The 22617-nt window shown below is 56.2% G+C and carries 15 protein-coding genes and 3 pseudogenes; 7 read left to right on the top strand and 11 right to left on the bottom strand.

Annotated elements, in window-relative coordinates:
- Positions 1-93 precede the first annotated feature (93 nt).
- From recD to rppH, 10 genes are all read right to left on the bottom strand, one after another.
- On the bottom strand, positions 94-1986 hold the full coding sequence (gene recD, locus GPOALKHO_RS09680) for an exodeoxyribonuclease V subunit alpha (protein WP_406702331.1): 1893 nt from the start codon (positions 1984-1986) through the stop codon (positions 94-96).
- Positions 1987-2002: 16 nt separating this feature from the next.
- Complete coding sequence (gene recB / locus GPOALKHO_RS09675) at positions 2003-5560, bottom strand: exodeoxyribonuclease V subunit beta (protein WP_406702330.1); 3558 nt, start codon at positions 5558-5560, stop codon at positions 2003-2005.
- A gap of 136 nt (positions 5561-5696) precedes the next feature.
- Entirely contained in the window at positions 5697-6350 is a 654-nt protein-coding gene (locus GPOALKHO_RS09670; RefSeq protein WP_406702329.1) for an insulinase family protein, read from the bottom strand.
- Positions 6351-6532: 182 nt separating this feature from the next.
- Complete coding sequence (locus GPOALKHO_RS09665) at positions 6533-6724, bottom strand: hypothetical protein (RefSeq protein ID WP_406702327.1); 192 nt, start codon at positions 6722-6724, stop codon at positions 6533-6535.
- Positions 6725-6928: 204 nt separating this feature from the next.
- Entirely contained in the window at positions 6929-10333 is a 3405-nt protein-coding gene (recC, locus tag GPOALKHO_RS09660; protein ID WP_406702326.1) for an exodeoxyribonuclease V subunit gamma, read from the bottom strand.
- Between the two features lie 131 nt (positions 10334-10464).
- Positions 10465-10683, bottom strand: a complete 219-nt coding sequence (locus tag GPOALKHO_RS09655) for a hypothetical protein (protein ID WP_406702325.1) — start codon at positions 10681-10683, stop codon at positions 10465-10467.
- Between the two features lie 1425 nt (positions 10684-12108).
- Positions 12109-12903 carry a thymidylate synthase gene (gene thyA / locus GPOALKHO_RS09650; protein ID WP_406702324.1) on the bottom strand — a complete coding sequence of 265 codons (795 nt, stop codon included), beginning with the start codon at positions 12901-12903 and terminating at the stop codon, positions 12109-12111.
- 6 nt (positions 12904-12909) lie between these two features.
- Positions 12910-13779 (bottom strand): prolipoprotein diacylglyceryl transferase, encoded by an 870-nt coding sequence (lgt, locus tag GPOALKHO_RS09645; protein ID WP_406702323.1) that lies wholly within the window; start codon positions 13777-13779, stop codon positions 12910-12912.
- 154 nt (positions 13780-13933) lie between these two features.
- Positions 13934-16180, bottom strand: a complete 2247-nt coding sequence (gene ptsP, locus GPOALKHO_RS09640) for a phosphoenolpyruvate--protein phosphotransferase (RefSeq protein WP_406702322.1) — start codon at positions 16178-16180, stop codon at positions 13934-13936.
- 12 nt (positions 16181-16192) lie between these two features.
- Positions 16193-16720 carry an RNA pyrophosphohydrolase gene (gene rppH, locus GPOALKHO_RS09635; RefSeq protein ID WP_406702320.1) on the bottom strand — a complete coding sequence of 176 codons (528 nt, stop codon included), beginning with the start codon at positions 16718-16720 and terminating at the stop codon, positions 16193-16195.
- Between the two features lie 646 nt (positions 16721-17366).
- On the opposite strand from rppH, the pseudogene mutH reads away from it, so the two are divergent.
- The 4 genes and pseudogenes from mutH to GPOALKHO_RS09615 all read left to right on the top strand — a co-directional run bounded on the left by mutH (position 17367) and on the right by GPOALKHO_RS09615 (position 20056).
- A pseudogene (gene mutH / locus GPOALKHO_RS09630) lies at positions 17367-18093 on the top strand (DNA mismatch repair endonuclease MutH).
- 13 nt (positions 18094-18106) lie between these two features.
- A complete protein-coding gene (locus tag GPOALKHO_RS09625; RefSeq protein ID WP_406702318.1) occupies positions 18107-18838 on the top strand; it encodes a TerC family protein in 732 nt (243 codons plus the stop codon).
- A gap of 97 nt (positions 18839-18935) precedes the next feature.
- Positions 18936-19175: a hypothetical protein gene (locus tag GPOALKHO_RS09620; protein ID WP_406702317.1), complete on the top strand. Its 240-nt coding sequence runs from the start codon at positions 18936-18938 to the stop codon at positions 19173-19175.
- Between the two features lie 13 nt (positions 19176-19188).
- Positions 19189-20056 (top strand): annotated as a pseudogene (locus GPOALKHO_RS09615) (aldo/keto reductase).
- A gap of 8 nt (positions 20057-20064) precedes the next feature.
- On the opposite strand, the pseudogene GPOALKHO_RS09610 reads toward GPOALKHO_RS09615, so the two are convergent.
- Positions 20065-20433 (bottom strand): annotated as a pseudogene (locus tag GPOALKHO_RS09610) (MFS transporter); the annotation flags it as partial.
- A 504-nt stretch (positions 20434-20937) separates the two neighbouring features.
- Between GPOALKHO_RS09610 and GPOALKHO_RS09605 the strand changes: the two are divergent.
- The 3 genes from GPOALKHO_RS09605 (at position 20938) to GPOALKHO_RS09595 (ending at position 22312) form a co-directional block, all read left to right on the top strand.
- Positions 20938-21099 (top strand): hypothetical protein, encoded by a 162-nt coding sequence (locus GPOALKHO_RS09605; RefSeq protein ID WP_406702316.1) that lies wholly within the window; start codon positions 20938-20940, stop codon positions 21097-21099.
- Between the two features lie 251 nt (positions 21100-21350).
- Positions 21351-21485, top strand: a complete 135-nt coding sequence (locus tag GPOALKHO_RS09600) for a hypothetical protein (protein ID WP_406702314.1) — start codon at positions 21351-21353, stop codon at positions 21483-21485.
- A gap of 605 nt (positions 21486-22090) precedes the next feature.
- Positions 22091-22312, top strand: a complete 222-nt coding sequence (locus GPOALKHO_RS09595) for a hypothetical protein (RefSeq protein ID WP_406702313.1) — start codon at positions 22091-22093, stop codon at positions 22310-22312.
- Positions 22313-22617 lie beyond the last annotated feature (305 nt).

Here is a 22617-nt window from a genome sequence, read left to right as displayed (position 1 = left end):
CAGGACGGCCATAAAACGGTAAAGCGATCAAAACGGAAAAGTTACAGGATGGCCACAGTGCAGTGAGGGCACTCTTAACGGCTAGCACGCGTGCTAGCCGGTTGAGTCTAGTACCGTGGGACCGGCTGGCCGCGGCGGTATGACCTGGCTAGCAGCCAGCCGGTCGATTAGGCCACCGCGCCGCTGAGTTTTGGTCGCCATGGCGTGTTGCAATACCTCATCGGTCGCGTACAGGGACAACCGCGCGCGCGCGCGCGTGACAGCGGTATACAGCAATTCTCGTGTTAACACCGGCAAAATCTGATTGGGTATTGCCAGCGCGGTATGATGGAATTCCGACCCCTGGGATTTATGCACCGTCATCGCGAATGCCGTTTCATGCTCCGGCAGTCGGCTTAGTAGTGCCGCTTTGACACCGCCGTCCGGCAGGGAGAAATGCACGCGCAGCATCTGTTCGCCATCCCATAGCAAGATCCCAATATCGCCGTTATACAACCCCAGCGACGGCGCATTGCGTACGATCATCACAGGCCGACCTGCGTAGCTGCCCTCGGCATTGCCGAGGGCGAGCAGTCCCGCCCGACTCAAGGCTAGCTCAATACGGTCGTTCAGGCCGGCGACTCCAAAAGGTCCCTCCCGCAGCGCGCACAGCAGGCGGAAGCGGTTAAAGGTGTCCAGAATCACGGCCGGCGCATCATGGTTGCGCACCCGCAACAAATAGTCCCGATAACCTTCGACGCAGTCGTCCAGCATATGCTGATAATCCGCCGTCTCACGCAGCGGTGTGTAGACGACATCCGCTGCAGTGCCAGCATTAAGCAGCGCCAGCGCATCCTTGGCGTCGCCGGCGTTGATAGCATTTGCCAGCCGGCCAATACCGGATTCTTCATCGAAGCGGTAGCTTTTACGCAGTAGACATAAACTATCGGCAATACCATAACCGCCGCCCGTACCCGCGGGCAACATAAAGCCCGTTAGTCGCATCAGCTCCGCGCGGCGCGCAGGGCTGTAACCGGCCTCGGCGAATTGGCAGATATCGCCCAGCACCGCTCCCGCCTCCACCGAGGATAGCTGACATCGATCCCCTATGAAGATCACTCGCGCTTGCGGCGGCAGCGCCGCAGTCACATTGGCCATCATCGGCAGATCAACCATTGATGCTTCATCAATGATGAGAATATCCACATGCAGCGGGTTTCCATGGTGATAGCGTAGCCGCTGGCTATTGGGCTTTGCCCCGAGCAAGCGGTGCAGCGTTATCGCTTCGCGAGGCAATCGCTGTTTCTGCTCTTCATCCAGCTCAAGACGCTGTAGGGCTAGGCCAATGGATTCGCTCAGGCGCGCTGCTGCTTTTCCTGTTGGGGCCGCCATTAACATGCGCGCACGGCCGCCGTCGCTCAACTGCAACAGGGCCGCCAAGAGCTTAGCCACCGTGGAGGTCTTGCCGGTGCCCGGCCCGCCTGATATTATCGCCACCTGATGCGTTATCGCGACCGCCGCAGCGATTTTTTGCCAATCGATTCTCGAGCCGTCGCCGGGAAAGTAGCGCGCCAGCACCGCAACAAGGGTGGTTTCGTCGCCGACCACCGGTGGTTGCGGCCGGTTGAAGAACTGCGCTACCGCGCATTCATGCTGCCACATGCGCCGTAAATACAGGCGCTGGTTGTCCAGCACCAGCGGCGTTGGACGTGAGCCGTCGCTCACCGCGTTAGATGCCAGCAGGTGCCGCTGCCAGTCGTCAAGAGAAGGGCTACCGGCGCGCAGCCAAGCCAGCTGCGCCAGCGTCGGCAGCCGACCGTCAAACAACCGCGCCGGCGTTAATAGCGCCAACGGCAGGCAAACATGGCCGGCGCCGACATCGGCACTGAGGCAAGCGCTGGCCAACATCAGCGCGGGCTCGGAAGGCGTGGCCAACATACGAGAAAAATGGACGTCCAGTGGCCGGAACAAACGCAACCGTTGCGCTTCGGCAACAATGTCTTCCATCGACAAGCTTCCTTCGTCAGCCGCTTTGCGCCGCCAGCCGCGTTTCGCCGGTGAATAAGCGGTCTAGTCCGTCGATTAAGGCCATGTCCGGTCGGCAATGCAACACACCATTTCCCGGTTGCGCTGCGTCGATGCCGCGCAGAAACAGATAATATACCCCGCCGAAATCGCGTTGATAATCATAATCCATCAGGCGATGGCGCAAAAAGCGATGCAGCGCCAGTGTATAAAGCTGGTACTGCAACTCATAACGATGGGCGATCATCGCCTGTTCCATTGCCGGCAAGGCGTAGTCAGCACTCTCCTTTCCCAGCCAGTTGGATTTATAGTCCAGCAGGTAATAACGGCCTTGCCAGCGGAAAACCAGATCGATAAACCCTTTCAGCATCCCTTTAACCTGTGGAAAATCTAGCGGTGGACAGCGTGCCGAAAGCAGGTCGTAGCTCTTGCAAAGCAGATCCACATCGCGCGCCTGCACTACCGCGTCAATAGGCAGATAAAACGATAATTCAGCAAGGCGGCTGTCGGGCGCCAGATGCGCGAGAGAAAGCGACCCACCATCCAGCGGCATAGCGATAATACTTTCCATCCAGTGCGTTAGCACCGACAGCCAGACGGTGTCGATGCCCTGCTGTGCCAGCTGTTCGCTCAGGCGCTGTGGGTCCAACGGCCGGTTGAAATCCAACGTTGCAAATAGACCGTGCAAAAACGTCCCCGGCGACGCTCCGCGCGGAAATGTATGCGGCGTCAACTGTGGCCTTTCCTGCTGCCCGCCCTCCCCAGCGGCATCCACGTCCAACCGCGGTTGCAGCTCCATCACCACCGAACTACCGTGCTGTTGTAGAGCGGAATAGCTAGTTACCCGCCAAGGATCGCACAGCGGCGTAGGCCAGTTACGGGCGCTTAGTGCGGGAGCGGGCGCGTGGATGGGTATTAGCGGTTGTGCCGACTCGGCCCGCGCCTCGCACAGGGCAATATCGCCGTCGGCGCGCGCTACCAGCGCTACCAGCCGATCGTGCAGGTCATCCGCATCACCATCCTGCCCCTGCTGAATCAGATAGCCGGGTGCGCTCAAATGCAGATCGCTGGCGCCGGTTTTTTTGCGGCTGCCGCGATACAACGGCGCGATGCCTAGACTGCAGTGGTAGATAGAACGCGTTAGCGCCACGTAAAACAGACGCAAATCTTCCGCCAGCCGCTCTTCTTCCGCCAGCCGTAAACTCTCTTGCGCCGCGCTGAGATCCAGCCAGGCTCCGTACGCTTGGCGATCGTGAAACAGCGGCCGCTTTTGCATGCGAAAATCGGCTGCGAACGGCAGGAATACTAGCGGGAACTCCAGACCTTTGGATTTATGCACCGTAATGATTTGCACCATATGACGATCGCTTTCCAGCCGCAATTGCTGATTCGTTGCCTGTGGATTAGGGGATTCCATTTGCAGCGCTAGCCAGCGAACCACCGCAAATTCGTTCTCCAGTTGCGTCGAAGCTTCCTGCAGTAGTTCTCCCAAATGCAGTACGTCGGTCAGCCGGCGTTCGCCACCCTGACTTGCCAACAGGTTTTCTGCGATGCCATGGTTTATCATCATTTGACGCAGCATCGGTAGTATGCCGGTTTTTTGCCAACGTTGACGATAGTCGGCAAATTCTTCAACCCGCTGCTCCCAGCGGCGTTCATCGTTATTCAGTGCATCAATAGTCGCGGCATCAAAACCAAGCAGTTCGGTGGCCAGCGCGCGGCGCAGCGCGATATCTTCCGGCGTCAACACCGCTTGAAGGATCCATTGCAGTTCGCGCGCCTCGGGCGTCTCAAAGACGCTATCCCGATTAGAGAGATACACCGCCGGGATCATCAGTGCCGCCAGCACGTCGCGTATCAGCACCGCCTCGTTGCGGTTGCGCACCAGTACTGTAATGTCCGACGCCTGCAGCGGCTGACGACCCTGACGCCCTTCAAGCCAGGCTTCGCCTTCGCGCGCGGCGTAAAGCCAATCGCGAATGGTGGCGGCGCATTGGTGCGCCATGAATTGTTGGTACTCGCTTATACCTACACCGGCGCCCGGCTGTAGCCAGACGCGCAGCGCCGGCTGAGGCTGATGCCGCACCACCAGCCGTAGGTCGACATTGCTCGCGGCAGACGCCACCGGCAAAAAGGGAATATCATCGAAAATAAACGGCGCCGGCAAGCTTTGGAACAGTTGATTGACCGCATTGATCATTCCTGGCGCGGAACGCCAGTTGGTATCAAGGGTATAGTGAGCATCTACTTCACTGCGGGCGCGCATATAGGTGAAAATATCCGCGCCGCGAAATGCATAGATAGCCTGTTTCGGATCGCCTATCAATAGCATACCACAGCCGGGCTGATCGCCGTAAATTTGGCAGAAAATACGGTACTGTTGTGGGTCGGTATCTTGAAACTCATCGATCATCGCCACCGGATAGTGCGTACGCACCGACGCGGCTAGGGCTTTACCGCCACCGCCGGCCAGCGCCCGGTCGAGGCGACTCATCAAATCGTCGAACCCCATCTCCGCGCGCCGCCCCTTTTCCCGCTCCAGCGCCTGACGCATTTCCGTCAACGCCATGGCGAAAATCAGCTCACGCAGCGAGGGGCTCTGCTGATAAAAAGCCTCCACCGCGGCAAACAGTTCATGCCGAGGCGACTCCCCGGCTGTAGTTTTATCCGCTAGCACTGAGCTTTTAAACCGCGCCAACTCATCCGGCACTCGATAATCCACGGTGGGCTCACTCGCCCAGCGATCAACTTGCGCAAGCCAGGTCAGCAGATTTTTTCTGCTATACACCCGACGGTCGAGTCTATACTCGTCGAGCATCCTCCTAATCGTCGCTGACGTCGCGCGCCATTGTCGCTTGAGGTCTTCAATGCCGGCAATGATGCGCACATGACGCGATAGGATAGACTCCATGATATTAGGCGGATCCAGCACCGCCGGCGGCTCACCCTGAAGATAAGGCAGCAGTTCCGCCAGCAAATTTTCCGGCCCCTCCCAATGCTGCTGCACCATACGCGCAACGTCCAGCGGCAACGGATAGCAGTGGCGTCGCCAGAAGTCAGCACTCACCTGCTGGCGCAAAAACGATTCATCCTCCAGTAATGTTTGCTGAAATAACATGCCGGATTCGACAGCATTCTGATTCAGAATGCGCTGGCAGAAGCCATGGATGGTATAAATTGCCGCTTCGTCCATCTGCCGCTCTGCCGCTAGCAGATGCAATGCGGCCAGCCGCAGGCAGCTGAGTTGCTCTAGCAGCGCCGCCAGTAGCGGATCCTCGCTCTTGCCACGCACGCAAGCCAGCCGCAGCTGATGAATATTGTCGCGGATACGGCCGCGAAGTTCTTCGGTGGCGGCCTCGGTAAAGGTTACCACCAATATTTCTTCCACGCTCAATGGCCGCGGGTGCGCCGCATCGCCGCCCAGCCCAAGCAGCAGACGTAGGTAAAGCGCCGCCAGGGTATAGGTTTTTCCCGTTCCAGCCGACGCTTCGATAAGACGGGTGCCCTGTAGCGGTAACGTGAGAGGGTTAAGGCTCTCGGTGGCCATCAGCGCCATCCAGCTCCTTTGATTGCACCGGCAGCGCCTGTTGTAGGGCTGATGTATTGGAAAACAGAGCCAAGCCAGTAAGGTGAGCGTAATCGCTGCTGCTTGATAACCTCCAACTGGAAATAATTGCTCAGCTGCAACTGGGTCATCGCCTGAAACAGAAATCCTGGCCTAGTACATGGGCTATCTCGTCAAAATAGTGACCCTGAATTCCCTGATGCCGCAGCAATGAAAGATAGGAAAAAATGGTCGCCATCACCTGGTCGCGCTGTGCATACCCTTTGTCTGAAAGGAAGGCGGCAATGGCGAAAACTCCACCGTTGCGATTAACCATGGGATCGGCGCCGGCGTCAATAGAGGCCGCCAGCTCCTCTTTTTGCAGCCAGTCCGCTAGGATTCCTGGGCTGCAATTGCCGATGAGATTGATATAAGTATCGATTTTGCTGCGAAACGCGGCGCTGTTGTTAGCAATGGGCAGGGCGGCCGCCGCCAGTACGATGATTGGCGACACCAACGCCCGGTGGTTGGTAATGTGGTCAAAGGCATAGGCCGACAACTTCGCCATGTCGGGTAGTGGTTGATTGCTGTAAATGATCGCTGCCATAAAATTGTCCGAATAATAACGTTTGTAGAAATGCTGGAGCACATCGTGCAATTTGCTGTCGGGCTTATCACTCAAGGTGTCAGGATTGCCGCCTAAAAAGTGCGAAGCAAGGTGAGCCGGATTCATGGTTCCAGACCGGATCTGCGCCATGCGCAGGACGTCGCTGGTACACACCAGGGTGAGCTCAGCATTCACCACATGGTGCTCCTTATCGGCATAAATCGGATCCAGCTTCGGTACAGCGCATCGTTTTCCACCTCCAAATAAAAGGCCGTTCTGTAGGACGCCAGTGCTGGCATTATGATCCCGTTCTTTTCAAGAATTCCAAAAGATTTTCCAGCTCTGAATAATGGCGCGATCTCATCAGAATGATATGCTCAAGACAAGTGAGTCAAACCAAGCTGATGGTGCGGATTCTCCAGCGATCTTGCAGTCACCACAGCAAGCGACTTGACCGCTTCTTTATCGCTCACCGACAGCACCGTCATGCCGTTATCCAGCCGGATGGATGTCTGATAGTTGCGGGGTCTTGACTGCTCTTGTAGATGGCTTCTTACACCGGTTGCCATCCGCTTTGTGCCAATCCTGGCGCCGCCGTGCTCAAAAAAGTTAGTGCGAAACCCAATAGTCCGTCAACCAGTTTCAACATTCTACTCTCCGATAGCCGCCTTGCGGATCGTTCATGAGCACAGTTTTTAGGTGGCACATACGTGCAAGATAACCACATCATGGCGCTTGCCGCCGTCACCGAGGAGATGCACCGGACGCTTGCTTCAAGCTTTCTTTTCGCGTTTCGCCAGCTTGCTCTGAGTCAGATTGAACATAAAAGGTAGCAGCAAATACCGTTCAGCGATCGATATAATCGCCTCAATATGTTGTTCCTCCAGCTGGCGCATCAACCGCTGCAGATAAGGATCCTCGCCTTCGCCGGGAACATGGCCATTCCCCTGCCAAGCCTGGATAAGTTTATCACGGGCCTGTCGCTGCCGGCTCTCGTCGCGGTCAATGCTCTGTGTTACTGGGTCGTAACACTGGCTTAGCCATGCACCACCAGCGCGGGGTAACAGCAGCAACGGCGACGCCATGCCCTGACAGTAGCCGGAAACCAGCGAAAGTAAAAACGTTTTCGCCCGGCAGGCGGGCAGCGGTGCGAAATGCCACTCGCCGCGCGTGCCAAACATCCGGCTCTCGCCTTCGCCACCCATCGCGCAATAGGCCAAGTGCTCTACCCACAGCAGTAATCCGTCCCTGGCCGACAGCGTGCTTGGACGCCAGCGCAGCAAACCATTCGCCTGAACCCGCGGCAACCAACCGGAAAGCGTCACCCCATCTAACGTCAAAAAGACTTCAACACTGTGCGTTTCCGGCAATCGCCACGTCCGCACCCGCTCAGAGAGCATGGTCATTTCCTGGTATTGCTTGGCCCAATACAGCTCACCGAACGCGCCATAAGGTAATAGGCCGGCGGCGCGTACCTGGCGGAACAGCCGATCTATGCTTGCCCCATCGATAAGGGTATTCACCAGCCGGTCATTGAGCTGATAGCGGGTCAGGTTGTCGATGACAAAGGGTTCATTAGCCGCCAGCTCATGGGAGGTTTGATGCAAGGAGACCGCCAGGCGCTGCACAAACCAGGCGCGTACCGGGTGGCGATAAAAGCACAACAGTTCATCCAGTGCCAGTGCTTCGCAGGGCGCCGCCGTCAACGGTGTGACAAAATCCGACTGCGGCTCGCCCTCGGCGCCGGCGGCCGGCAGCCATTCGTCGGCGAAGCTTTGGGACTCGCTGCCCGGTAAAAAATTCTCCGGCGCGAAAGGCATACGGCTATGCCACTGCCACAGATGCGCGCGCACCCGGTCAGCGCTACTCTCGGCATCGACATATTCGTCGCCGGGTAAATAAAAGCTTTGCGCAACATAATCGCTCAGTTCGCTTACCAGCACTGACGGATAACGCGGCGTATTATCCTGAATGGCACGGCCGATAAAACTAATATACAATCGCTGCTGCGCGGATAACAACGCCTCCAGGAACAGATAGCGGTCATCGTCGCGCCGGCTGCGATCGCCGCGCTGTGGCTGCTGCACCATCAGGTCGAACCCCGTCGGCGGCAGCGTGCGCGGATAAACTCCGTCATTCATGCCCAGCAGGCAGATCACCCGAAACGGAATTGAGCGCATTGGCATCAGCGTACAAAAGTTGATGGCGCCGGCCAGAAAGCGCTGGCTAACCCGCTTCTGATCCAGCCGCACGGCCAGCGCGTCTTTCAGCAGCGTCACCGGCACCAGCTGGTCATATCCAGCCCGCAAACCGCATTGCAACACCTGCTGCCATTGATTTTCTAGCAGCGCCAGAGCTGCTTCCGCCTCAGCGTCGGGAGCAAAGAAATCCTCGATCATTTCGCGGGCGCATCCAAGCCAGGCGTCTAGGGCGCGGGGCTGAGCAAGTTGGTCGCGCCAATGGCGAAGTCGCATCAATAGCTCAGCCAGTTGGCCGGCCAGACCGGATATCAAGCCGCTGGATTCATCGTAGGGCAAAATGTCTTGCCAATCGCCGCTCTCGCTGTCCATCGCATAGCCCAGCAGCATGCGGGTTAAACCAAATTGCCAAGTATGCTGGCCGGTGGTGGGCAGCATCAGCTCGCGTAGCGTATCATCATCCAACCCCCAGCGAATGCCGGATTCCGCAACCCATAGGCGCAGCAGTTGAAGCCCCTGCTCATCAATGGCGAAGCGGGCCGCTAGCGTCGGCACTTCCAGCAACGCCAGTACCTGTTCGGCGGCAAAGCGGCTACGCGGTAATTCCAACAGGCTGAGAAACGCCGGTAAAACAGGATGGAGATGCCGCGCGCGTTTGTCGGAAATGGCAAACGGCAGATAACGTTCGCCGCCGGTATTGCCGAACACCGCCTGGATTGCTGGCGCATAACAGTCGATATCGGCCACCATGACAACCACATCGCGCGGGCGCAGCGTTGGGTCTTCCACCATCATCGCCAGTAGGCTGTCGTGCAGCACTTCCACTTCACGCTGCGAACTGTGGCAAATATGCAGGCTCAGCGAGCGGTCATCCAGCCGCAGCGGCCGCTTACCGCCGCCCTGGGTGAGCGTTTCACCGTCCATGTCAATCACCGCGTGATCCTCAAGGGTTAAGATATCGCGTTGCACTAGGCTTAGCAGGTTATCGCCCGCCGGCTCAACAAATGCATCTACCTCGGAAATGCCGTCCATTTGCGCCAGCAGGTAAAGATTATCGCGCCCCTGTTTGCCCCAGGAAGCCAGTAGCGGGTTACCTGTTTGCTGCTCCCCCAGCGCGTTGAATAGCACGGCGGCCTGTTCGGGGCGCCGAAACAGCGCCTGCTCCGTCTGCTGCTGATAATGTCGGCGACGGCGGTGTAGCAGCCGATCCAGAAAAGCGCGATCGCGGATATCCCCCCAGTAATAGCGGCAGGGATTCGTGAACAGCAGATGGATGTCAATATGGCGCCCCAACACTTGAAGCGCCTGCAGGTAGGTAGGGGGCAGCGCTGAGATACCGAAGATGAACACTCTATCTGGCAAGCCAGGCGGCCGCGTCTGGCTTTGCGTTAAGGTCTGGATAAAACGCTGATAGAGATTGGCACGGTGCCACAGCGGCTGCCCCGCCCCTTCCGTCTCCGCCATCAGCGCCCGCCACAATGGGGCTTGCCAGCGCTGGGGCTCGCCTAAATCGTCGATCGTTTCACCACGCTGCCAGCTTTCTAGCCAGTCGGGACGATATACCAAATATTGGTCAAAGAGATCCCCAATCCGGGTAGCAAACTGGAACACTTTACGTTTATCATCGTCATCGCGCAGATATTCGCTTATCGCCGCAAAATCCGCTTTTCGGCACAGACGCGGCAGCAGCATCATCAGCCGCCAGGTCATCGCCGATTTGGCAAATGCGCTTTCGTCGGGAATATCAGGTAGGACGCGAGTAAACATCTGCCAGATAAAGCTGGACGGCAGAGGAAAGTCAATGTTGGCCGCAACGCCGAAGTGTGCCGCCAACTCCATCTGTATCCACTGTGCCATACCGTTGCTTTGCACCAGAATCACTTCCGGCTGGAATGGATCGCGCAGCGGCCTGCCCGCAATCAGCGCAGCGATAAGGGTCTTAAGCAGATCTAGCTGGTTGGAATGATAAACGGTAAACACAAACTCCTCGCCATGCACGCCTTCCGCCCAAGGCTTATTTTGATGCCTGCGCCCACTCTAACGCGATTTTTACCCGGAACACAAGCAATCACGCACCTGTTATGTCGACTGGATTCTGGCAAACCCATTCGCTAAGACTGGTGCGCTCGCCGGTCGCAGGATATTTCAATGACGCTAATCCGCCAGCCGGGTGACTGAGATAGCGTACCTGTTGCCGTCGACTGCTGCAACTCTGGGCACTGATGACATAAGATCAACGCCAGCGAACATCCTGTAATCGCCGTTAGAACAAACCGCTGAAGATAATCCAGCAACCCCAGCGCAGTAAAGACGAGCGACGGCGGCAGCATCGTGTCACCTCCTTTCCCATGCAGCAGCCGGCCATATCCCAAATCGCTGACCCGTAGGAGTAGGAAAACCAGCGATGGCGAAATGGGATGCTGTCGACATTCACCGTGCCGGGCAGGCCAATGCTGGCTCAGCCCACAACGAAGGACGTTCCGCCCGGTGAAAGCTTACAAAGCCGCTGGGGAGCGCCAACGCTATAACACTGCTGCTATCCAGTTCCAGACTCATGAATTACTCCGAGCCACGACCTGCGTCACGTCGTATCCTGCCGATAATGGGCGGTCGTGGCAAGATGAATGCGCAATGCACTACCCGTGAGGGCCGTGAATTGCAGCCGGGTCGCCGTCAGCTCACCACCGTTGAACACCTTTTCCCAGCCGCTCCTGGTAACCACTTACATCACGCTGGGTATCCAGCGCTCCCGACACAGGTGATAGCCGAAAGTGGCGCTAACGAGATATCCGGATGCATCGCTGTGCATGCGATAGGCATAACCGACCAGGAGACAGAAGCCGACTGGCTCCATCAGGTACCTGCCGATCTACAGCGCCCGTCCCGCCTTACCCTGCGGTGACAAGCTAGCGCAACGCAGATCCTTGGCCATGTTCAGCACATAGAGATTAAGCTGGCGCATCAACTGCTAGCCAGCAATGCCGGCAGGCTAAAGCTGGCACAGCCTCGGCGTCGGCCATAACAGTAAGCGTTACAGCGGGAAGTTGCGTCACCGCGGCGCCCGTGCCGCCCACCCACCCGGCTAGCATGACGGGAGCCTCGCCCAGCGCCAAGCCGCTGCACGGCCGGAAACCACCGCCCGCAGACACCACGCCAGATACTGAGGACGAAGTGTGCTGTGCTGGCGGTGAGGTGCAGCCCGCCCAAACAACGACAGGCGAACACGCGTATAGGGAGCAGCGCAACACACAGGTTCGCGCACCTGGCTCACAGTGAAACGCGGCCAAGCCGCATAGCGGATCGCCTGACAGCTGCCAGCGTTCGCCGACGACCGCAGTGATCCGGAAGTGGCGGTTACCTCAAGCAGCCTGCCACTGCTGGCGCACGATAAAATCCATCAGATGGTGTGCGCTGATTGCCAGTTACCTGGCGGACTGATGCTGACGATAACCATAACCCCTTAAACCTCTCGTCAAGATCAGCAGCGCGGTTAATACCAGTGTCAGAAGCAGCTCAGGTAATGGATAGTCGCTATCGTGGTCGATATTGTTAAGGGAATCACTCATTGCCGCAGCGCGGTACGGCGCGCAGCGATGGACAAGCGGCGAGATTGGGTTATATAGCGTGTGATACCATCATTGAGCGGCGAGCAAATGATACAACAGTGGCGCGAGCGCTATCATGTATGCACAAAACGGCCCGTCGCCCGCATTTCATGTTTATGCGCAGACGATCACCACCATCGCGCGGACGAATTATACCGCGACTGGCGCCTTGATTGCCGGATGCGGGTCATAACCCGTCAGCTCAAAATCCTCCAAGCAGTAATCGAACAAAGTTGCCGGACGGCGCTTGATCAGCAACTGCGGTAGCGGCCGCGGATCGCGTGTTAACTGCAGGTCCGCCTGCCGCAAATGGTTATTATAGAGATGGGTATCGCCGCCGGTCCAGACGAAATCTCCGACCTGCAAATCGCACTGCTGCGCCAGCATATGTACCAGTAGGGCATAGCCGGCGATGTTGAACGGCAGACCGAGGAAAATATCGCACGAACGCTGATAGAGCTGACACGATAAGGTGCTGTTGGCAACGTAGAACTGAAACAGTGCATGACACGGCGTCAGAGCCATTTTGTCCAACTCGCCGACGTTCCAGGCGGAGACGATAATGCGACGAGAATCCGGATCTTGCTTGAGCTGGCGCACCACTTCGGTCAACTGATCTATCTGTCGTCCGTCGCCGGTCTCCCAAGCGCGCCACTGGCGGCCGTACACCGGCCCTAAATCGCCGTTTTCATCCGCCCACTCATCCCAAATGGAAACGTTATTCTGCTGCAAATAAGCAATATTGGTATCGCCGTTAAGGAACCACAGCAACTCATGGATAATTGACCGCAAATGGCAGCGCTTGGTGGTCACCAGCGGGAACCCCTGTCGCAAATCGAAGCGCATTTGATGGCCGAACACCGACAGGGTACCAGTGCCGGTACGATCTGCTTTTGGCGTACCCTGCACGCGCACCCTACGCATCAAATCCAAATACTGCTTCATAATACCTCAGGACATAGGTTGCATGGGGCGGCGGTACGCCAAAACAATCATAATCACGCCGGCCAGGATCATCGGCAGCGATAAAATCTGCCCCATACTGATGATGCCGCTGAACAGGCCAAGTTGAGCATCTGGTTGGCGGAAAAATTCCACCAGAATCCGAAAGGCGCCGTAGCAAATCAGGAACAAACCGGAGACACTGCTGATGGACCGCGGCTTACGGATAAACAGATTGAGAATAATAAACAACACCACTCCTTCCAGGAGCATCTCGTAAATCTGCGACGGATGGCGAGGCAGCACACCGTAGCGCTCAAACAGCGCTTGCCACTGCGGATTAGCCGGCAGCAGCGCCAAATCTTCCTCTCGGGAACCAGGAAACAGCATTGCCCAGGGCGTATCGGTGGTGACCCGACCCCACAGCTCGCCGTTGATAAAATTCCCCAAACGGCCAGCGCCTAGGCCGAAAGGCGCCATTGGCGCAACAAAATCGGCCACCTGGAAAAAATGGCGGCGGGTGCGCTGTGCGAACCACAGCATCACTATGATGACGCCTATTAAGCCGCCGTGGAACGACATACCACCGTCCGAGACCTTAAGCAGGTAAAGGGGATTATCGAGAAACAGAGGTAGATTATAAAACAGCACATAACCGATACGGCCGCCGAGAAATACCCCGAGAAAACCGGCATAGAGAAGATTCTCGACTTCTTCTTTTCGCCAGCCGCTGCCACAGCGATTCGCTCGCCGTACCGCTAGCCACATGGCAAAAACGAAGCCCACTAGATACATCAGACCGTACCAGTGCATGGAAACCGGGCCCAGGGAAAATATTACCGGGTCAAACTGAGGAAAGGCCAGATAATGGGTCATCATTCATCACTACAACGTCGTTGTTTTTGTTGCTCGGCCGCCGGATGCCACATAGGCACTATCCCTGTGCGGCGTGAAGTCGCGTATCATAGCATAGCAGCGCGGCGGCTAGAATCACGGGATGTAAATAACCGCCGGCAGGTGTAACGATTCCAACTCATCGCTTACCACGAATCAGGCCGCTCAGGCCGCGTCGCTCCATGAACGTCGCCACCTGGCGGCGGACTTCGATGCTGTTTTGCGCGCCAATGACCCGCTTCGCCAATCCCTGCACCTCGTTCAGCGCCACATTACGCAATAAATACTTGATGCGCGCCACACTACGGCCGTTCATGCTCAGTGTACGATAGCCCATGCCAGCCAGCAGCAACGCGCCCATCGGATCGCCGGCCATTTCGCCGCACAGGCTACATGCCAGCCCCAACCGCGCCGACTCGCTAATGATTTTTTGCAGCACCTGCAACATAGCCGGATGCAGACTATCATACATCGCCGCCACCCGGGGATTATTGCGATCCACAGCCAACAAATACTGCGTCAGGTCGTTGGTGCCAACCGACAGAAAATCCACCCGATTCACCAGCGCCGGCAGCATAAACACCATGGCCGGCACTTCCACCATAATACCGATGCGCGGCTTGGGCGGCGCATAATCCAACACGTCTTCAACTTCGCGTCCGGCGCGGTCGATGAGTCGGCGCGCTTCGTCAATCTCATCGATGCTGGTTATCATCGGCAGCAGAATACTTAAATTGCCGGTAGCTGTGTTGGCGCGCAGCATCGCGCGTACCTGAATAAGAAAAATCTCGGGCTGGTCAAGAGTAACACGAATCCCGCGCCAGCCGAGGCAGGGGTTTTCTTCGCTGATCGGCATATAGGGCAGCTGTTTATCGGCGCCGACGTCGAGAGTGCGCAGCGTTACCGATTTACCGGGGAACAATTGCAACATCCCTTGATATTGCGCCACCTGCTCCTCCTCCGAGGGAAAGCCGTTTTGCAACATGAAGGGAATTTCCGTGCGGTACAGGCCGATGCCGTCCGCTTGATTATCGAGGCGTCGCTCATGTTCCGCGCTCAAACCGGCGTTGAGCATCACCTGGATGTGTTCGCCGCTTTTCAGCGCCGTCGGCTGCTTCACATCGTCTTCCGCCAGCCGGGTGAGTTCACACTCTTCGCTCACCAGTCGCTGATACTCCCGCACCAGCAGCGGCTCTGGATCCACTAGCAGTTCACCGCGGTAGCCGTCAACGATCAGCAAGCGCTGATTAAGCAGCGGCGGCTGAATATCGGCGCCCACCACCGCGGGGATACCCATCGACCGCACCAGGATTGCAGCGTGAGAATTGGCGGCGCCGTCGCGCACCACCACCCCAACCAGATTATCCTGCGGTACTTCGGCCAGAAGCGCGGCGCTCAACTCGTCGGCTACCAGTACGAAACGTGACGGCCACTGAGTAACATTGCAGGCGCTGTCATCAAGATGAAACAGCAGGCGTTGGCCGAGCGCGCGCAAATCGCCAGCACGCTCGCGCAAATAGCTGTCGCTTAGCAGCGCGAATTGTTCGGCGAAACGTTCAATCACCAGCTTTACTGCCCACTCAGCTGCCGCACCGCTGTCGATTTCCGCAAACAGATCGCGTTTCAGGCGCGCATCATTGAGCAAATGGCTGTACAGGTCGAATACCGCCGCGCTGTCTTTCTGCGCGCTGGCCGTAAACCGCTTACTCAGGCGGCGAAATTCGGCGACGGATTCGTTCAGCGCCAGCGTTAGCCGTTCGCGCTCATGGCCGTTGTCCGGCGACAATACCTGATAAACCTGGTCGAGGGAGGGCTGACTGCTATCCACCCAGCCCTTGGCGATTGCCACCCCGGGTGCGACCGCCAAGGTACGGATCCGGGTCTGCCGGTACTGGCTGAACAGTGCGTTGAGCTGCGACTGGGATAGTATGCAGGCCATCTGCGTGGCCAGCGTGACCATAAACGATTCTTCGCTCTCGTCGAACTGCCGATGCTCGCGCTGCTGCACCACCAGTACGCCGAGCAACTGACGCCGATGAATAATCGGCACGCCGAGAAAGGAACGAAAACGCTCCTCTTTCACTGTCGGAATGTATTTAAAACTTGGGTGGGTATGGGCGTCCGCCAGATTAATCGGCTCAGCCAGCCTTCCGACCAAGCCAACAACCCCTTGGTCAAATGCCAGCGTAATCGTGCGCTCGCGCGATTTATTCAAACCGCGTGTCGCCATCAGGTAATAGCAGCGACGATCGTTATCGGCTAAATAAACCGAGCAGACTTCGGTATTCATAGCTTGACAGGTTTCATTAACCAGAATGTCAAGTGAATCCGACAGACACGACGCGGCTGCGACCTTTTCAACGATTTCCCGCAAATGCGTGAGCATAATCTGTGTGACTTAGCCTCTTTTCCGTCTACGTGTCGACGTAAAACGCTGCGCTGCAGTTTCCTGCAGCGGCATCACGACGCCGGAAAATTCCTTCATTACCCGGCGGTACACGTCCCGTTTAAAAGAAACGACCTGACGTACTGGGTACCAGAAGCTGACCCAGCGCCAGCCGTCAAATTCAGGGATCCCCCCGCGCTGCACATTGATATCCGCATCCGGACATATGAGCCGTAGCAGAAACCATTTTTGCTTCTGACCAATACACACCGGTTTGGTGTTCCAGCGGACCAACCGCTTTGGAAGTTTATAACGCAGCCAATTACGCGTCGAAGCCAGGACACGTACATCTTTTCGGCCCAGACCGACCTCCTCGAACAGTTCGCGGTACATCGCCTGCTCCGCGGTCTCGCCAGCGTTGATGCCGCCCTGGGGGAACTGCCAGGAATGCTGTCCGTATCGCCTGGCCCACAGCACCTGCCCGTCGAGATTACAGATTACAATACCAACATTCGGGCGGTAGCCATCATCATCGATCACTAGACTACCTCGATTATATAAAATGTAAGATATTCTGATTGTTTCATACTCGCTCTGAACGGTAAACCACTGCTTTATCACTAATCGCCGGTGAATAGCTCTCTTCGTGGCGATTAATGGCGTCTAGTTATAAACAATTATCGACTAGTACACTTTTCTGTGGATAGGTTTGTGTGCAACGCTGGATTAGATGGGTAAAGCTTTTCGCCAAACGCCTGTTTGGGGATAAGAAATAGATAAGAAGATCAATAGACTCAAACGTTCACCTTCGTCAAGAAAGGCCCGTCGCCGCAGTGAAAATTTCTTTACCTGACATGAATAAAAACAACCATTGCTGATTTTATCCACAGAAAAACGGATCGCCGCCGTGAATAAATGAACAAAGAGGTTCGCCGTCAATGGCTGTAATATAGAAATCGTCGATTGACCGGGTTATCCCGCAAATCTGTGGATAACCTGGTGTAAAATCCTATTCATTGTTTCCCGTAGCGGATGTACAGCTACCATCGGGCTGCATGCTGCCCGTCAAGGTCATTAAAAGAGCTTAAATTATGCTATTATTATTTTTTCTCCTGCCATCATCACACCCGTTAGCCGCGCGGATGTGCAGCAGGCGCTTAGTTTTTATTCAGTTCAGGACCGCGAAATGAACAGCTCGATTCTGCTTTCCTTTGCGCCCCATCCCGTCAATAAAAGGAAACTGCTGCGTCGCGCTGATGCGCTGTCGAGTTATACCTTGTGGAAGTTATCTGCCCAGGTCAGTCTGTCGACCCCCGCCAATCTTAAGCGCGGCAAAGGGTGGATTGGTGTCCTATTGGAATGCTATCTTGGCGCCAGCGCTGACAATAAGCCCGAGCAGGATTTTGACGCCATCGGCTTAGAGTTGAAAACCATTCCGGTAAACAGCGGCGGACGACCGTTGGATATCACCTTTGTCTGCGTGGCGCCACTGACCGGCAATAGCGGCATGACCTGGGAAACCAGCTACGTGCGTTATAAGCCGACGCGGGTGCTTTGGATCCCGGTTGAGGGCCTACGGACGATACCGTTGGCGCGACGCCGCATCGGCGGCCGCTCCTATGGAGTCCGAACGCAGAGGAAGAGCTGATGGATCTTATCGTGCTGGGCAAGGTGGAACGCATCACCCCTCACAACGGCGAAGTGTTACGGCTGCGGCCAAAATCCGCTAACGGACGAGCGTTGACCGTCGCCGTCGGTGAATTTGGCCAGCCGATCTTATTACATTGCCGCGCGGTTTCTACTTGAAAAAACTTCATCCCAACTGCTGGCGTACAATTTTCTGTTATGACCGTACTTTCTCTCGCCAGCCCACTAACAACGCCGCGTATAATTATCGTTTATGTTTCGTTTAAATGAATGTGTGTAATGCTCGATTGGATTGCTGATCCGGACGCATGGCTGGCGTTGGGAAGCTTGGCTATTCTGGAAGTCGTCCTGGGTATTGATAATATTGTTTTCCTGTCCGTGGTCATCGCCAAACTTCCTCCCTCACAGCAAAGCAGTGCTCGCTGCGTGGGTCTGTTTGGTGCCATGGTGATACGACTTGGCCTGCTGGCCGCGATCGCCTGGGTCAGCCATTTGGTCAAGGCGCTGTTTTATCTACTGGAACACCCTATTTCCGCCCGGGATCTGATTTTGTTTTTCGGCGGCCTTTTTCTTATCTGGAAATCGTGTCGGGAGATAATGGAATTATTCCATGGTAGCTCCGGCGGCGAGGGCAGCGCGGTCCAATCCTATCTCGGCGCCATAACTCAGATCATTATGCTCGATATTATCCTCAGTCTTGACTCGATCATCACTGCGGTAGGTCTGTCTTCCCATCTGTGTATCATGATGGCGGCGGTGATCATCGCTGTGACGATAATGCTCTTTGCCGCCCGGCCGATAGGTGAATTTGTCGATAGACACCCGTCGGTTAAAATGCTGGCGCTGGCGTTTTTGATTTTGATTGGCAGCGCGCTGATTCTGGAAAGTGCGACTATCGACGTGCCGAAAGAGTATATCTATTTCGCTATGTTTTTCTCGCTGGCGGTAGAAACGTTGAATCTCTTGCGCAATAAAAAAGCCGGTCAGCGGCCTTCCGGTCCGGACGCCTGAACGCGCCTCGATACGAAATGGAAAATGGCGCGGGAATTTTCACCTGCATCGCTAGTGCAGGCGGTGCTTTGCCTATGGATCTCTTAATGGATGAATAATGACAACACGCTTTCTGCTAATGCTGGCGTTATTCGGCGTCGCGCTGCTTGCCGACTTCACCAGTAATTACGTTATGGCAACCAAAGATAGTCAGATAATATTGACCTCGCAGATCATCGAAAGAGGATCCACGCGCCCTGAACACGCCGCAGGTTTAATTTTCCCTTTCTCCCACGCTTCGTCTTTGATTATGGTCAGCCAAGACGGTGCGATTATACCTGTACGCTTGCGTCACTGAGGAACCTACCCTGATGTTTTATCACCGTATTCCACATGGTTCTTTGGAAGTCAGCGTGCTCGGTCTTGATACCATGACTTTCGGCGCACAAAACAGCGAAACGCAAGCCCATGATCAACTCGGATCTCTCTCTCGCCAACAGCGTTAACTTAATTGACACCGCGGAAACGTACCCCGTACCGCCACATCCTGAAACCCAGTGGCTGACGGAGTACTATATCGGCAGCTGGTTAAAGCGAGTGGTCAGCGCAAAAAGTCGTTTTGGCCAGCAAAGTGCTCGGCGCGCGGCAACGATTTTGAGGTCCGGCCGCGGCAAATGCTGGATCGCAAAAACATCCGTCAGGCGCCGGAAGACAGCCTACGACGCCTGAACACCGATGATCTGGATTTTCTGGATTTATATCAGTAGCATTAGTCGCAGCGCAGCACCAACTGCTTTGGAAAATTGACCTACGCGCGTTGTCACGGTACAAAATCCCTATAGTTTGATCAACCGCAGTTTTGAGATGGGAATAGCGGAAATAAGCCAATTTGAAAGGCTAGAGCTTTTGGCCCGCATGGCGCCAGACCGGCCGGAGAATACGCTCTTTAGCCGTTTTACTTGCTATAGCGCCCCGCATACCCAGGCGGCGATCGCCCAGTATGCCGCCGGCGAGCCGCCACGGGCTGGATCCCGGCGCTAGATGGCGCTAGCCTTCGTTCGTCGTCAGCTGTCCGTCACTTCAACGCTGCTTGGCGCAACCACTCTCGAACAGTCGCAGAGCAACCTTAACAACCTGACGCTGGATCTCGACGAGACGCTGCTGGCTTCACTCGAAGAGATTCACGGCCGCGCGGACGCTAACACCGGCGAGAGAAGTGCAAGGCTTGGGCGTGCCTAGCGCTACCGTAATATTTTCGCAAAATTCTGCACGGCGATATGCACGGCGATAGTGTTGCCGGCACCGACGCTCTGCTGTTCGCGGTGCTGCAACAAGGCGTTGAGCGGTACAATGAAGAAACCGCTCAGCATACTGATAACGGCCAGTACTCCACAAGCGGGCAACAGATGATGGTTATACGCTAAAATCACCACCGCACCGCCCAGCACTATTCCCGCCGGCATGCAGCGACGTACCGTTTCCAGCCGGATAAACCTGGCGGCGATGCCAAAAACAATGCCTAGCGCCACCGGAACCAAAAGCACTAGCAGAAAATACAGCGTCACGCCAGCACCCCAGAACAAACTGGTGTCGATAATGGCTAAGCGAGTCTGACCAGCGAGCGCGGCGCAAATTGCGTACAGTCGGTGGTGGCCTAACCTTCGACCGACCACGCTGGCGCCGGAGACGGAGCAAGGCATCGGCACCGAGCTGGCCCGGCTAACGCGACGGCCGTTTCGCGACGGAAGGCAAAATCCTGCTATATCCGTCGGCGCATCGCCCGGTTGTTGCAAAACCGCAACGACGGGCCGGGCTGCGACCGTTTGGTCTAGGACTTGGGCTATACCCTCGCCGTTTGCGGAGTATTTGTATTGGTCCGATGCACTCTGTCCCATTCGTTAATGGCACCTTGACGAGTTAAGGAGAAACAAATGGAAAACCAGCCATCCACACTGCGCAGGATCCCCTGCCCGATACCTGCGAGTTTCCAGCAGTATACAGTGTTGCCCGGTAGTGATAACGGATCTGTTCCGCGGCAATCGCATACGCAACATCAACACGCCGCAACAGATGAGTGCTCATTATGCCAAAACCGGTACAGGATGAGCACCATAAAACCTATGAAGCCTCCATGTAGGGCAAAACACGCTGAAAATAAGGGCGCGTCGCTGGACAACATGATGACGATGATCCTTACCGACGATTTCCGTTACATTCGCGAGCAGCCTGGAAAATTCGCTACGCCGCAGCCGGCCCGCCCGCTGGAGCTACATTATTTCTGAGCTGTGCTATCCGTGCCCCGGCGAAAGCAACACGTTAGTGCTGCCATATTTTGTCGGTAACCAGGACAACGTGGCCAATCTCCATTTTGATAAAGCGGGTCAGATTCTCGGTCACAAGCGTTTCATAAAGAAATGGCTCCCCTGGACCAAAACGTACAAAACTTCTCCAACCAGGAACACCGAGAGTTTTTACGCCTTACCGGCTGTTACCGACACTGTATTGGCATTATGCGGATTACATTGGGGATAGCATGGGGTGCACCCGCGTTTTCGGCGTCCCGATTCTGCTTAACTATATGTTTCCAAATCTCTATACCAAGGGAATCTTGCATAAACTGGCGGATCTGACGCGGGCGCTGGGGAAGCTGGGGAATACGTGCCGCTGATTGATCGTATCATTCGGTGCGCTACTGCCCAGTACGCCGATGGGCGCGAGAAAGTTACCGCCATACGCGCTATGCAAGCAAATTTATTATGGAATTTATACTGAGGAGCCGCGCCAGCCCCATTCACTGGATTTGGAGCGTTACTGCCCGCCGCTGCTGGCGCATTTCCTCGGCGCGGATCACCCGGACAGCCCAGTATTCAAAACGGAGCGGGCGACTGGCGCTTTCTGCGGCGGACGCAAGCACCTCCTTCCCCCGTAAGGAGCAACAATGACGATGAAAACCGGCTCATGGTATACCGCAGCTCGCCGCCGAAGAAGCGAGTTGCGAACAGAACGCCGGGCAGTATGAGACATTCCTGTTTCCGTCGGTGTACAAGATAGAGCAAGAGGATCCTCGGCGTGATCTGTGTGATAGTTTCGATCTCGATCTCGAGATGGGGCCTCGGCGCCGCGTTGAAGCCCGGCAGCTAGACTTGGGTTCCAGACTACGGTACTCACTGGGCGGTAATAGTCGCCCCGCAGTTTCACAATTGCAACATCGTCGTAAGTAATATCAGCACCGCCAGCCTGGCGTTTCAACGGCGTCTTGCCGCCGGTTTAGCTATGGTTAACATCACTTTCCGCCAGGAAGATTTACTGCTGGCGCTGTACCGCCAATGCTTCGATTTCATCAGTTGCGTGGGTAGTGCACTCCCCCTCCCTGACGAAGGCCTGTGTGTGCTGGAACGCGCGCTGGCGGCGAACGGACCGCTAGAACTGATGGTGAATGATCGTTATAACCGCCATTCAACAAAATGCGCGCGATACTGTCGATCTTGGTTCTGAATAGTGAAGGCTGGTTCGCGCTGGCGCTAAGGCTTTTGCGTACGCTCAATACTCGCGCCAAACGCCCCCTAAGTTGGCGCGTGTGCGGAAATATGTCCGGCAGCACCCGGGGTTATTCGTGAGCTGACGGTTTTATCAGCATCCTCGCGATATTATAGCGTTCAGGGCCTAATTATGGCGCTGGAACAGTCGGGCGGGTTCGATCCTGCTACCCTGTTGGAGACACACATTGCGTCAGCAGGTCAAACGCTTAGGCAGCGTCGCCCGGCTCATCTTGGCAACTTACTGAGCGAGCCGCCCGGAGC

This window comes from Sodalis sp. (in: enterobacteria) (assembly GCF_036327475.1).
GTDB lineage: Bacteria > Pseudomonadota > Gammaproteobacteria > Enterobacterales > Enterobacteriaceae.
Note: the sequence above shows the minus strand (reverse complement) of the source record. Positions and strands in the feature narration are given on the sequence as shown.